Annotated in this window: 12 protein-coding genes; all 12 read right to left on the bottom strand. The window is 35.3% G+C overall.

Features of this window, described 5'->3' with window-relative positions:
* Window positions 1–7: 7 nt before the first annotated feature.
* The 12 genes from HR057_RS09775 to spoIIID all read right to left on the bottom strand — a co-directional run bounded on the left by HR057_RS09775 (window position 8) and on the right by spoIIID (window position 12,861).
* A complete protein-coding gene (locus HR057_RS09775; protein ID WP_230474417.1) occupies window positions 8–799 on the bottom strand; it encodes an ABC transporter permease in 792 nt (263 codons plus the stop codon).
* 81 nt (window positions 800–880) lie between these two features.
* Complete coding sequence (locus tag HR057_RS09780) at window positions 881–2,590, bottom strand: O-antigen ligase family protein (RefSeq protein WP_173731250.1); 1,710 nt, start codon at window positions 2,588–2,590, stop codon at window positions 881–883.
* A 16-nt stretch (window positions 2,591–2,606) separates the two neighbouring features.
* Window positions 2,607–3,107: a tetratricopeptide repeat protein gene (locus HR057_RS09785; protein ID WP_173731251.1), complete on the bottom strand. Its 501-nt coding sequence runs from the start codon at window positions 3,105–3,107 to the stop codon at window positions 2,607–2,609.
* A gap of 155 nt (window positions 3,108–3,262) precedes the next feature.
* Window positions 3,263–3,976: a copper amine oxidase N-terminal domain-containing protein gene (locus tag HR057_RS09790; protein WP_173731252.1), complete on the bottom strand. Its 714-nt coding sequence runs from the start codon at window positions 3,974–3,976 to the stop codon at window positions 3,263–3,265.
* Window positions 3,977–4,175: 199 nt separating this feature from the next.
* Entirely contained in the window at window positions 4,176–6,332 is a 2,157-nt protein-coding gene (locus HR057_RS09795; RefSeq protein WP_173731253.1) for a copper amine oxidase N-terminal domain-containing protein, read from the bottom strand.
* A gap of 742 nt (window positions 6,333–7,074) precedes the next feature.
* On the bottom strand, window positions 7,075–7,365 hold the full coding sequence (locus tag HR057_RS09800) for a hypothetical protein (protein WP_173731254.1): 291 nt from the start codon (window positions 7,363–7,365) through the stop codon (window positions 7,075–7,077).
* A 248-nt stretch (window positions 7,366–7,613) separates the two neighbouring features.
* Entirely contained in the window at window positions 7,614–8,048 is a 435-nt protein-coding gene (gene fabZ / locus HR057_RS09805; RefSeq protein ID WP_173731255.1) for a 3-hydroxyacyl-ACP dehydratase FabZ, read from the bottom strand.
* Window positions 8,049–8,389: 341 nt separating this feature from the next.
* Window positions 8,390–8,704 carry a DNA-directed RNA polymerase subunit beta gene (locus HR057_RS09810; RefSeq protein ID WP_173731256.1) on the bottom strand — a complete coding sequence of 105 codons (315 nt, stop codon included), beginning with the start codon at window positions 8,702–8,704 and terminating at the stop codon, window positions 8,390–8,392.
* 44 nt (window positions 8,705–8,748) lie between these two features.
* Window positions 8,749–9,582, bottom strand: coding sequence for a flagellar hook-basal body protein (locus HR057_RS09815; protein WP_173731257.1), 834 nt, complete (start codon window positions 9,580–9,582; stop codon window positions 8,749–8,751).
* A 12-nt stretch (window positions 9,583–9,594) separates the two neighbouring features.
* The gene (locus tag HR057_RS09820; RefSeq protein ID WP_173731258.1) at window positions 9,595–10,437 is read right to left on the bottom strand and encodes a flagellar hook-basal body protein; all 843 of its coding nucleotides are present in this window, start codon (window positions 10,435–10,437) and stop codon (window positions 9,595–9,597) included.
* Between the two features lie 681 nt (window positions 10,438–11,118).
* Window positions 11,119–12,120: a rod shape-determining protein gene (gene mreB / locus HR057_RS09825; RefSeq protein WP_173731316.1), complete on the bottom strand. Its 1,002-nt coding sequence runs from the start codon at window positions 12,118–12,120 to the stop codon at window positions 11,119–11,121.
* Window positions 12,121–12,573: 453 nt separating this feature from the next.
* Entirely contained in the window at window positions 12,574–12,861 is a 288-nt protein-coding gene (gene spoIIID, locus HR057_RS09830; RefSeq protein WP_173731259.1) for a sporulation transcriptional regulator SpoIIID, read from the bottom strand.
* Window positions 12,862–13,802 lie beyond the last annotated feature (941 nt).

Here is a 13,802-nt window from a genome sequence, read left to right on the forward strand (position 1 = left end):
TCAACTCCTAAAGTACATCCGGAAAATGAATACGCAATCTATTAAAAAGAGCATATCCAAATACAAAAATAACTAAAGTCACTCCCCAAAAATAGATTGTAAGAAAAGGATGTTCCCAAAACCATTCATAATCTATTAACGAATTACGATAACCAACAACAATATAATAAATTGGGTTCAATTTAAATAAAAAATGATATTTTTCTGGAGCTATGTTTAAATTCCAAAAAATAGGGGTAATCCAAAAAAATAATTGAAGAAACATTCCTACAAATTGCCCGACATCTTTTAAGAATACATTTAAAGAAGATGTAATCCAAGATAATCCAATAACAAAAATTATGTTTGAAAATGTATAATAAAATAACTGAAAAGTATATTGGTTGGGATAGTATCCATATATTGCAAATATCACAATTAGAACTACTATGAAAAAAAGGTGTACAAACATTGCAGAAACAATTTTAATTAAAGGTAGTACACTCACAGGGAAAACTAGTTTCTTCACTAAAAAACTATTCTCTATAATTGACATTGTTGAATTTGCAATAGATTCTGAGAAAAAAAACCATGGTACTATTCCAGCTATTAGCCATAATATAAACGGAAAGTTATCTACTGGTAAAGATTTGAATCCAATTTGAAAAACAAACCAATATACAAATATTATTATTATAGGGTGAAAAAATGCCCAAAATACCCCCAAAAATGATCCTAAATACTTTAATTTTAAATCTTTAAGAGCTAATTCTATGACTAGCCTTCCCATTCTATTTAAATTGATAAAATTATTTTGCAAACAAACACCCCCCATCATGAGTGAATATAGATATTAAGGATTAAACCAATTCATTTATATTTTAACTACACATTTTTAAACTTAATGAACTTTTTCCTTATTGATTTCTACTAACGCAATTACAGTTCCAAAAACAACCCAAAACACTGGCGCCGTCCCAATCACCGAGTCATTAAATAACGCCTGCACTAAATACGCTAACCATCCAATAAATAAACTAATAAACACAATAGCCTCTTCATGGTCTAGCTTTTGTGTAAAAATTCTTTTTAATCCTTTTACAAAAAATATACCAAATAAAGCTAACAACGCTAGTAACGCTAAAACCCCTGACCCGTATAAGATATTAATGTAAAGATTATGCGGTTTATCTACTATTACTGTATGGGTTTCAATGTTAGCAATCTTATCTGGGTCGTATTGTGGAAAATGAAATACAAAAGTATCTAAACCGTAACCCATTAACGGACGTTGTTTAACTAGTTCTAATGTATTTTCCCATATAAATAAGCGCCCTGAACCAGGGCCCACCCCAGGTTCTGGTAATTTTGGCAATGGGAAAGTTTCGTTTGTTTCATCATTCGTTTCTGCATATACCTTAGAAACGAACTCCTTTTTATTTAATTGATCTAATACAAATGTTTTATATCCATTTATGTTGATTATGCTATTATTTAATTTGTTGTTCTGATTAAACATTTCAACTTGGGCTGCTTGTAGTGAAATTCTAGATGCTTGCTCCTCTTTTACAAACGGATTATTTGAAATAAACATCCCTATCGATTCGTCCCATACCTTCGGATTATTGCTTGCCATTACCACAAATATTATTGCAAAAGCTGTTAATTGAATTGCTAGTTTACTATAGCTTTTCAACTTTTCACTAGAACGCACAAGTAAAATTGCAAGAATTGGTAATATAATAACAAATGTTAAAAATCCACTTCGGGACAATGAACTTAAGAGCATCGCAAATGTTAGAATAGCCATAAATCCATTTAAAGCTTGTCGAATTTTATTTTTATCCAAAATAAACATCATTAAAAAGATTGTAATTAATACTGCAGAGATACCACTCACATAGTTACCATGATTGATTGTTGTTATAAAGTTCGAGCCTGCTGTAATACTTTCTTCCTGAATATCACTAGGAAACAATAGTGCTCGAATAAAACTGTTGTTAATTAACTCGATTCCATAAAAACCAAGAAGGCCTAGAACTGCATTCACAATTGCTAATGGATAAAGAGCATAAATGATCTTATGCAGCATTTTCTTAGTATATGTTAAATTCGACGCAATAAAAAGCAGTGTAAAATAACATAAATACGTTATTGCACCCTCATGACGATTATACATTCCAACTAATGCTAATGACTTATATGGTGCAAAAACTGCTGAAAGGGTAACGAATAAGGATAGAAAAGCTAGTGGAAGATTAATTATACTTTTCTTAATCGGAATGCCAATCCCAAATGTTCGATATAAAAACAAGATTAATAAAATCGATGTTGTAAAAATAAGAAAAATAAATTTATAGTACGTAAAAACATCCCCGACTGTGCTTGATCCTAAATTTGGATTTTGAGAAATTAGAGGACTTATAAAATATGTAACTTTTAATCTCGTTATAAGTGGAAGAATAGCCAAAATAATAATAAGCATCCCAAATATTATTTTGTCTACTATTTGCGCTTCTTGGACATCACGCTTATCTTGTTCTTTTTGAATATCATTTGCATTATTTGTTATTTTTTTTGAGTAATATTTTCTATATTCAGTGTAACCCATCTTTTCACAACCTTGACTACTTTTTCTCTATCATTTCAATTTGGTAAAGCAATTTATTCACAGCTTCTAAAATATCTTTATCCGGATTTAATTTTACTGCTTCTTCTAAGTATACTTTTGCTTTTTTATAGTCTTTTATCATATATAAGACCTCACCATATTGAGCTAAAAATGTAGGATCTTTTATTAAAAAATTATTCAGTTCTTGTGCTTTTTGAAGTGATATTGCAGCTTCCTCGTAGTTTCTATCATATTGCTGCACAATACTGTATGCCCTTAAAATCTCATGATTATCATTATATTTTACAACAAGGGGTTTAAGTACTTGACCAGCTTCAGTTATTTTCTTTTCTTTAAGTAAATATAAACCATATTTGTATTGATTAGTATCTTCTTGAAAAATTTGGTCTTGCTTATTTCCCAAATAGTTTGTAAGAAAAACACCAATTACTATTATTAGCAATAGTCCAATAAATACAATATTTCTTTGAGAATCACTTATATTTCTTATATCCATGTATGTTCCCCCAAAAAATTTTACAAAAATCAACAAAGCTATGAATATTATAGACTATAATAATTTTTTAATCAAAGGGAGAAATAGGGGTATAAGGAAAATAGAAGAATTAAAGGGTATCTTTCTAATTCGATACCCTTCATCTAAACATTCGATTACCATTTAATATTAAAAGTAAAACTTGTTCTTTCTTGGGATCTATCATTTTTTATTACGTCAAGTGTAAGAGTTCCCTTGTTCATATCTTCATCAGACAATTTCGGAAGCATCACGTACCCCTCTTGTGTCATGTCTTCCTCAATATCTTTATACCAACTTTTATCCTTTTTAAATGGAAAACGATCATCAACATCTGAATTGGTTAAAATTTCATTGTTAACTTTTAGCTGTACTGATTCTTGATCAAATTGATAACGTTCATCTTGGTTTGTATTTTTTATTCTTAAAAAGATTTTGGTATACCCATCTTCATGTTTCAAAAGATCGTATACTTCTACATTTATTCCATTGATTAATTTTGAAACTGGTAATGATTTATACTCTACATTATCTTCTACATCACCAATTTCCTCATCATCTTCAATAACGTCATCCTTTGTTTCAAATCGAACTGTTTTGCTTTTTTCATCCCAAACTACCTCAGCACCTAATTCTTCTGCCACAAAACGTGCCGGAACATAAGTGTGCCCTTCGTAAATTATGGTTGAGTATCCTTCTGGTAAAGATTTTTCCTTTCCATTAAAAGTATATTTTACCCATGAGGCAATTGAAGGAATTGTATTGGGGTTTGCATATATTATTGTACTGGAAAAGATAATACTGCCAAACACAGCACCAGTTAAGAATAACTTTATTTTATTTTTTTTCATTTTTTTCACCTCTTGTTTTAATGGGTGTTCCACATACACATTTTACCTCATAAAGCAAAATAATTTCTTATAATTATTAGCGAAAAGTTATCATTTTCCTTATGAAGAAATAACATTGGGATAAAATTAAAATAAAACACTATTATTATTTGATGATAAAAAAAGGCCCCCTAACGGAGGCCCTTTTTAATTAGGGTTATTACTTAACTGTTACAGTTTGATCTGCTTGGTTCCAATCAACATTAGCACCTAATGCTTGACCTACAAAGCGAATTGGAAGTACTACACGACCATCTTTAACTTGTGCAGCAGCATCCATTGCAATAGATGCACCATTGATTTTCAATGATTTGCTACCTGCAGTTAATTGAACTACACGGTCACCTTTAATTAATGTTGCAGTTTGTGTAGCTTGATCCCAGAAGATTGAGTCTTTAGATACACCTACTGCTTCTGCTACATAGCGAATTGGCATGTAAGCGCGGCCACCTTCTACAAATGGAGCTACATCCATAGTTTTTTCTTCGTCACCAACTGTATAAGTTGTTGAGCCAATTGTGAACTTAACTTCTTGAGCAACAGATTGACCAGGAGCTGGAGTTACTACATTTGCGATTACAAACTTAGAAACAAAGTCTTTATCTTCAAATTTAGTATCATAGTCAACTGCGTCATCTGTAGTGTTTTGTACTAGGTCTCCACCAAGTTTAGCAACGATAGGACCTACTGGAACAGTTCTGTCAAGTGTGATTTTTGCTCCAGAAATTTTAATTTTAGATGGCTTAGTGCTTTCGCCTTTAACTTTTAATTCTAATACGTTGTCATCGCCATTATCGTAGTCAGCTAAAGCAACGTCGTCGATTTCAATGTTTCCTTCTACAACTTCAACAGTTGGCTCTTCGCTAAAGCTTACATTGTTTGGTAATGTAATTTTCAATTTACCGTCTTTAATTGCTTCTTTAACGTTTTCTGTGATAATAATATCAGCTAAAGTTTGGTCTTTTTGACCGATTTGTAGATCAGCAGCTTTTACTTCAACTGATACAGGAGCAATAGCTTTAGCAACAACTGCTTCTCCTTCAATTCCTGCACGTCCAGAGATTTTTGCAGTAATGTCTCCTGCTTTATCAGCTTGAACAGATAGATAGAATTTAACTACAAATTCAGCTTTACCGCTTGTTGTTGCAGTAAATTTAAATTCATTTTTATCTTTATTGAAGCCTGTTTTAGAGAATGATACATTCTTTTCATCAGAAGTTTTAACGTCAATAATTTTAACCCAAGATGGGAATTCAACTTTTGTTTCTCTACCAGAAGCAATAGAGTCAGCAACATTTTCTTTAATTTTGATTTTTGCAGTTACAAGATCATCTTTGTCAGCGCCGCCGTCTGGATGTGCACCAGCTACGATTTCTGGAACTTCATTTTCAAGTGTAATAGATACACCATAATCAGCGTATTCAGCAACAACTAAATCTTGAGAATCTACTTCTGTACCAGTGATGTCTACAACAATTTCACCAAATTTAGCATCTTCATCAACATCGATTTCTGCATTTTTAATGAAGATAGAACCACGTGCAGTGCGGTTATCTGTTGGATCAAATTTGATTGTTAAAGTTCTTCCGCTTGGAGTTACAGAAACAAGTGTTGAACCAGTTAATCCGCCTGTAAATTCTACAGTTGGTGTATTGTTCCACTCAACGTTATTAGGTAATTTTAATGTAATAGTTTGTTGATCTTTACCTAATGCATTAACTGCATTTTCATCAATACGGATAACACTTAATGGAGATACACCTGAACCTACAGAGCTTACTTTTTCAATAGTTGCAGTAGCAGATCCGCCTTGTGCAACTGCAAATGTATATGTTCCAGCAGTAAGGCTGCTATCAAGTGGATCAACTGTAAATTTCAATTCGCCAGTTGTGTCTACTTCAACAAATAATGGTAATCTAACAATATTTTGTTTACCTGAAGCTACATTGTCTGTAATTTCAAGTTCTAATGTTTGTTCAGAAACATATTTAACTTGAACTTTATCTTGTGTAGTAAAAGCATATGCTCGAGCTCCATCATATGCTTCCTCAACAAACTTAACACCATCAGGTAATGTTAAACGGAAGCGATCGCCAGTATAAACCCCAGCGTCATCTGTTTGGAATACTACATGTGTGATTGCGTCACTATTTTGATATGAACCTGAAGCTTTTGTGCTATCATAGTCTTTAGCTACAGTTGGAGTTTTTTCTACGATTACTTTAGAATTAGCTGCATCAACAGTTGTAACTGCAACTGGAGCTACAACACCAGCTAATAAAGCTGCAGAAGTCATAACTTTTAAAGATTTATTCATCTTCTCTTTTCCTCCCTATGATTAAGTGTAAAATTATATTTTCACTAAACCAAAAGAACAGCTTCCTATGTATGAAGATTAATAGAATTGTTCTCTTGGGTTAGTAAATACCAAGAAAAAAAGTCTCATTGTGTAGTATAGTGCCAACATTTTCGGCTGTCAACCATTTCCTTTTATTGTATAGTTATAAAACTATTAAAATTGACAGAATTGTAAACAACCTTAGAGGCACTATTACACGTTTCGAAACAAACTTCTTAGTCATACAACCATATTATAGGCTGTTTATACTACAGGATGCAACATATTTCTGCAATGTTACATAAATGTAATATTAATAGAAGTATTTTCTTTGATTGCCAAATTGGCAGATTTAGAGTTTGGAACCTTTGGTATACGAATTTAAATATCCATTCGTTCCAATTTGTTGACAAATAGATATTTTAATATGAAACAAGCTTTGTGTTTCCTCTCACAATATCTATCTATACTCGATTATAAGCGAAAATATTCGAAATATATAGTTAAGGTTTGCTTACTTTGATTACAAAACTGTTACAAAAATAACCAGTTTTATTAGAGGGTTTACAGGAGTGTTATGTAATTATCATTTAGACATAGATATTAAGTCATTTATCACGAGGAGTACGAAGTGAGGAAAGTCCTTAAATAAAGTTGATATTCGAATGTTTAAAAGGAAGAGGAGCATATCAATCCCCCCATGAAAGCCCCTCATGTTTTTTTATTTTTCTTCATCCTCTTTTTTATCTTCATCACGTTTTGTGTCTTTTTCTTCACCTTTTTTGCCGTTTTGTTCTTTGTCTATGCCCGTATCAGTACCTGCACCGGGTTCAATTTCTTTTTCATCTTGATGATCGCCATTTTTATCTTTTTTGTCTTGATCTTGGCCGCTGTCTTTTTGTTCTTGCTGTTCGTCTTTAGGTGGAGGCGGTTCTTCTTTATTGGCGCATGCGGTTGTAAGCGAAAAAGAAAGCAGTCCAGCCAATAATTTTAACAGCCATTTTTTATCCATATTAAAACCTCCTTCTGGTAAACGGTTGTTTTTACCGGATAGGTCTTTTTTGTAGTGTTTCCAAAAGGAGGTGTTTTATTAAAAATTTTATAAACGCAGGCTTTTCTCAAAAAATTGTTTCATGAATGACTAAAGTCTTAAGCTTTTTAAGGGTTTTCTGTATAGGTAAACCTGCAAAGTTATTAGCTCCTAAAACTCTTTTTATCCGGCAAACCCACAAAGAGAATAACCTAAAAGAACAGTTCCTACTATTCTTCCTTATCCCCCAAAGCAAACATAACTTCAGTCTCGCACACCAATTCTCCATCAACCGTTGCGATTCCTTTTCCTTTGCCAATTTTACCTTTTGCACGTGTAATTTCCACTTCTAGGCGGAGTTGATCGCCAGGGACGACTTGTCTTTTGAAACGACAGTTGTCAATGCCTGCAAAGAAAGCTAGTCTGCCTTGGTTTTCCGGAAGCTTCAACAAAGCAAAAGCGCCTACTTGAGCTAATGCTTCAACAATGAGGACACCTGGCATTACAGGATAATCAGGGAAATGACCGTTAAAAAAATCTTCATTCCCTGTAACGTTTTTCAAACCAACAGCCCGCTTGCCGTCTTCCACTTCAAGAATGCGGTCAACTAATAAAAATGGATAGCGATGTGGAATAACTTTTTTTATTTCATTAATATCTAGCATATGTATAAGTCTCCTTTGTTATTATTTTGTAAGGAAATTATAGCACATCCATTCAGCAATGCGACAGGGTTGTCTACGCTCCACCTTATTAGGTTCTAAATGGCTGAACGGCAAACTTTTATTAATAGGACGCTCAATTCCCGTGATGGTCATAAATTCAAAAATTATCCTTTGTATAATAATACATCTGCACACATTCTTTTCTGTTGACCTTCCCTATTGTAGACGGCTAATGCCAGACTGCCACCCATTCAGCAAAAAAGAGAGCATAAGCTCTCCTATAAAAATAAATTTATCTATAAACAAATATTCGATAGTGAAGCACAATTGAACAATCTATTTTATTTCGTTCCTTCAAACACAAGATCGTATAAATGCTTCCATGTTGAAATTTTTAATGCATCGATCGCTTGGCCATCCCCGATGACGCCATAGCCAACCATGAGACCTGCCACAAGGCTCAAGACAAGAAGGATTGCAACAATGACGAAACGAAGCCAAATTGGAATAAGCCTAATTTTTATCGGTTTTTCTTCAGCTTCTTTTTTTGTGTTTTGTTTTTCGATTCGTTGTGCACGTGCACTTTCCCTAGCTAGCCGCCGTTCCCTGCGAGTTCTTGGTTTGCTTTGTGCCACGTTTTCAAATTCATTTGTCATTGCTGGTACTCCTTTATTTTTACAAAATAATATATAGGAAGAAACTATCTTAGATTACTAATTAGTCCGTACATTTGGTCTGCAATGGAAATAGATTTTGCATTAAACTGATAAGAACGCTGGGCGGTTAATAGCTCCGTCATTTCCGTTGCGATGTCAACATTAGACATTTCCAAAGCTCCTTGTTGGACTAAGCCTTCTTCAGCTGCAACTATTTCATAAACTTCCTCTTCCATTAAGTTTAGCTCCTCAAGATCGGGAAGTGCAAATTGGTTTTCGCCTGTTGATAGAAGAAGCTGTGGACGCAACATGTGGACAACTTGAAGCTGCCCAACGAACTGTTCGGTATTATCCTCGAACGTTACGAGAATTTCACCTGCATCTGTAATGTTTATACTTTTAAAATTTTCCGGTAAGAAAATCGGTTCGCCGTCACGACCCATAACAAAATCTCCATTTTGTGTCACAAGTGCAAGCTGGCCTTCTTCATACGGCGTCAAATAAAATGCACCATCACGTGTATAACGGGTTGCTAATCCGCCAGTTTCTTCAACGAGCAATTCGAAAAAGTCTAACGGGCGTTTTAACGCAACGTCTAACGGCCGATCCGTCACTTTTAGCGCCCCTTGTTCCATCCGGATGTTCGTTTCAGATAGTTTGGCACCTACCCCTCGGCGAATGCTGTTCGGTGTACGGCGTCCGATGTCTTCATTTTGTTCTAACTGATTGTTTACTTGCTGGAATAACAGTTCGTTAAAGTTCGTCTCTCTTCTTTTATAACCGTTCGTGTCAGCATTGGCAAGGTTATGACCAATGGTATCAATTTTTTTCTGAAGCTGTCCCATTGTTACACTTGCAGTATACATCACTTGATTCATTGATCATTCCCCCTATCCAATCCGGCCGATTTCGTTAACTGCTTTTTCCATGCTTTTATCATAAGCTTGGACAACTTTTTGATTCGCTTCAAATGTCCGGTATGCCATCATCATTTCTGTCATTGTTTGTTCCAAATCTACGTTTGAGCGTTCAAGGAATTTTTGCTTAATTTGGTACGTAATCTCTGGATGATCAAGCACACTTGGCAGCTGCCCTTGACCCTCTAGGCGAAACAAGCCGTTTCCTTCTTTCACTAGGTTATCAGGATTTTCAGCATAAGCAATTTGGATTTGCTGGCCTGTATCTTCACCGTCTTCAAAAAAACGTCCGTCTGAAGTTACTGTAAAATTGTCGCCAAAAATAACGATCGGATCGCCAAAAGTGTCTAGCACATGAAAGCCGTCCGTTGTTGTTAAGTAACCTTGGCCGTCAACGGTGAAGTTTCCATTACGCGTGTAGCGAACCTCACCGGCAGCATTCATCACTTGGAAAAAAAGCGCGCCCGATCGGTTTGTTTCTGGATTAACAGACAAGTAACCTTCAACTAGAGCTAAGTCTGTTTCGTTTCCGGTTTCATAGATGTCGCCTTGTTTAAATTTCGGGACAGTCTCTTGCATATAAACGCCGGTGTTAAGAGGCCCAACCGTATATTTGCCTTTTAGCCGGAATTGATTTTTCACTGGCAATGTTTGTTGTGCCGTGCTCGTAATGAGCAATTCCGGAAAAGATCTGAACGTCGCTTGATCGGCTTTAAATCCCGGTGTATTAGCATTCGCTAAGTTATTCGCGAGCATTTCTTGGCGTTGTTGTTGAGCGACCATAGCCGCTGCTGCTGTATAAAACCCACGGAGCATTTGAATTTCCCCTTTCACGATTGGGATCAAACTTGTTGATAGGATCGATGCTTATTTTATTTAGATACCAAATTGGTTCGATGCGTTTTGATGCAAACGCCCAAAGTACGAATTACATTTAGAATTGAGTATTTTTCAGACATATGTCAACTGCAGCCATCCCCATGAATAAGGGATGGCTTGTCCTATCTATTATATCGGTTTGTTTTACTACGTTTAAAGATCCAGCGATGGGCTTATTCTTTTTTCCGATACTGGGATTACCCTAAGATTCATTCCCATACCCGCATTGGAATATTTTCTGGCACACAGTCATTTAGAAGATTGGCTTGTCCTATTTTTTAATCCGTATGTACAAAGATGCCTATTTTGGCCAGCACGATCGTTCTAATTTAAATCTTATTCGAGACTCTAAATCGATTTTTTTCGACAACTCTTTTACATGGAAAATTGACCGACCTTTTTTATTCCGCACGGGTATCAGATTCAATGCTTTTTGGCTCGCACTGCTAATTAAAATCCGCTTGAACGCATAACCAATGCTCAATCATTTGAAGTTAGACTGGTCTTTTTATCCGTTCGTAAAACAACTCAAATGATTTTTGGAAAGCCAATCATATTTTTAAATCCGGTCAATCAACTTTTTTGATATGAAATACCCTAATTTTTATATCGGTTTGTTTAACCCCAACGTTTATTTGGAATTTTATCCATATTATCAAGCATAATGCCTGTACCGATAGCAACGCAATCCATTGGATTGTCAGCAATCAATACCGGAACTTTCAACTCTTCAGCAAGTAACTGGTCAATGCCGTGCAAGAGTGCGCCGCCACCTGTTAAAATGACACCACGGTCAATAATATCGGCAGACAATTCTGGCGGAGTACGTTCCAACACGCTTTTTGCTGCTTGAACGATCATTGATACTGACTCACGTAACGCTTGTTCAATTTCGTCTGAATATACAGTGATTGTCTGCGGCAACCCTGATACCATGTCACGGCCGCGAATATCGATTTCTTCTTTGCGGGCGCCTGGAAATACTGTTGCTACATTAATTTTAATATCTTCAGCTGTCCGTTCACCGATTAACAGCTTGTACTTTCTTTTAATATAGTTCAAAATTTCATTATCAAACTTGTCCCCTGCCATTTTAATTGAAGAGGCGGTGACTATATCGCCCATCGATAGTACGGCAATATCTGTTGTCCCACCGCCAATGTCTACAACCATATTTCCGCACGGTTGAAAAATATCCATACCCGCTCCGATTGCAGCAACTTTTGGCTCTTCTTCTAGATAAATCTTCTTACCACCGCTTTTTTCAGCAGCTTCTTTAATCGCTTTTCGTTCCACTGATGTTGTATTCGTTGGGCAACAAATAAGAATGCGTGGCTTTGAGAAGAAGCCTTTCACATTAATTTTTTCAATAAAATGTTTCAGCATCGTTTCCGTTACATCAAAGTCAGCGATTACTCCATCTTTCATTGGACGAATGGCAACAATATTTCCTGGTGTACGGCCGACCATCCGCCTGGCCTCTTCTCCTACAGCTAATACCCGGCCTGTATTACTATCAATCGCAACTACAGACGGTTCGTTCAAAACAATCCCTCTGCCCTTTACATGGATAAGTACATTAGCTGTTCCCAAATCTATACCAATATCCCTTGCCATAATTAATTAATAGCCTCCTTAATGTCTCCTTTAGACCGCTACATTTCTCTAAGAATATATTGTATCATAACTGCATAGGGATCGTCATTTGAGTTTTTGAAAAAATTAACAACATTTTACAGAAAGTTTTCATTTATATTTCATAGCTGTCGATTTTTGTAAATGAGACCTTCCATGGTAAGGAAGAAGAATTGACATTGTGCTTTATCAATGGTTAGTTCCTATATATAGGTCTGCAAACTTTATGCATCGTTGACGCTTGATTTGTTTAGATACCTGCTGGGTGACCTATGTGCGTTTTATCGTCATGAATTAGAGTGGCTTAAGGCCCGAACTGATTGGTCCACCTTAAGTACTAGTTTACCTTTAAATTCCGACTAATTTGACCCATACACACTTTACACCACTCATTTTTTTAAGTTCCGAAAGGTTGATACACTTTTTTCTACGCTCTGTTTAAACTTTGGCTTCAGCATTATCTGCCTTTTTGTCGGCTTTTTCCGATTTGTATTTCATTTTCGTTGCTTCACCACCTCGCAAATGACGAATTGATTTATGATAATCGAGGATCTGTTTGACTTCATTTGCAAGCTCCGGATTAATGTCTGGCAGTCGCTCTGTTAAATCTTTGTGGACGGTACTTTTGGAAACGCCAAATTCCTTCGCAATTACGCGAACTGTCTTCCTCGTCTCCACGATATATTTACCAATCTTGATAGTACGCTCTTTGATGTAATCGTGCACACCACTCGCCTCCCTAAGTTGGATGTGAGAAGTGTGAAATGAGACGATTGTGAAAACTTTCGAAGAGGAATCTAGGCATTTTCATTATTCTGCATTGATACAGAAATGACCCTTGATTTCACTTTTCGTCTTCGAAGCTACTCACATTATTCGCTCACCTCAAACACTCTCTATACATGGTTTGTATATATTTATTAGCGAACAAGTGGTAATATGCTAAAAAGTCAAGGGGGACAAGGGATTTATTGGAATTTTTTCAATTTTTGGGCTTAAGATTCGGGGAAAATTAAAAAGGTGGCTCTGCCTAATAAATGGAAATTTATTTGTCAGCGGAAAGGTTTTACTTTTTTGGAAGAAAAAAGATCAAGTGTGGAGGTTTTTTAATAAAATAAACGAAAGTGAGAAAAAAAAAGAAACATATGTCATAGTTGTCGATATGTAAAAGAAGGAAAAGATTCATGGAATATTATTAAACGAATATTTCAAAATCAATCTATATCATTCTATTTATTTTTATGATTTCTAAATTAGGGGGACTAACTTGCTTAAATGACAAATTATTTAATTTCCGGCTTTCCAATTTTTTTAATTCGTCTTTGAAAAAGTTTGATGAAAGCATCGGGTGGATACGATCAACAATACTGCCTTCTAAGGTTTTGGACAAACTTATATGCCTATCCATTAAAAATAACGTCTTACTTCATCAACTGTTTCGATTATGAAGATTTTTGCTAGAATTAATCGTAAGGTGGAAATATCCGCTCTTTTAATAGCTTCTTTCAAGTCTTGGGGCAATTCTCCAACCTTCTTGTTAATTGCAAAATTGCTATATCAGACAACGCTTGTACTTGACCCATCTCCTTACCTTTTTTTGATCCCTTCTTCTCTCCATAGATCTGCTAATATCATCACCCATTCACTCCCTTCCATATTACTTGTCT

The sequence above is a fragment of the Calidifontibacillus erzurumensis genome (assembly GCF_013303125.1).
Lineage (GTDB): Bacteria > Bacillota > Bacilli > Bacillales > Bacillaceae_J > Calidifontibacillus > Calidifontibacillus erzurumensis.

What these genes read in the sequence shown, in the direction of transcription:
- HR057_RS09780 (WP_173731250.1), bottom strand. Translation starts at nt 2,590, where the DNA reads ATGGGTTACACTGAATATAGAAAATATTACTCAAAAAAAATAACAAAT.
- HR057_RS09785 (WP_173731251.1), bottom strand. Translation starts at nt 3,107, where the DNA reads ATGGATATAAGAAATATAAGTGATTCTCAAAGAAATATTGTATTTATT.
- HR057_RS09790 (WP_173731252.1), bottom strand. Translation starts at nt 3,976, where the DNA reads ATGAAAAAAAATAAAATAAAGTTATTCTTAACTGGTGCTGTGTTTGGC.
- HR057_RS09795 (WP_173731253.1), bottom strand. Translation starts at nt 6,332, where the DNA reads ATGAATAAATCTTTAAAAGTTATGACTTCTGCAGCTTTATTAGCTGGT.
- HR057_RS09800 (WP_173731254.1), bottom strand. Translation starts at nt 7,365, where the DNA reads ATGGATAAAAAATGGCTGTTAAAATTATTGGCTGGACTGCTTTCTTTT.
- fabZ (WP_173731255.1), bottom strand. Translation starts at nt 8,048, where the DNA reads ATGCTAGATATTAATGAAATAAAAAAAGTTATTCCACATCGCTATCCA.
- HR057_RS09810 (WP_173731256.1), bottom strand. Translation starts at nt 8,704, where the DNA reads ATGACAAATGAATTTGAAAACGTGGCACAAAGCAAACCAAGAACTCGC.
- HR057_RS09815 (WP_173731257.1), bottom strand. Translation starts at nt 9,582, where the DNA reads ATGAATCAAGTGATGTATACTGCAAGTGTAACAATGGGACAGCTTCAG.
- HR057_RS09820 (WP_173731258.1), bottom strand. Translation starts at nt 10,437, where the DNA reads ATGCTCCGTGGGTTTTATACAGCAGCAGCGGCTATGGTCGCTCAACAA.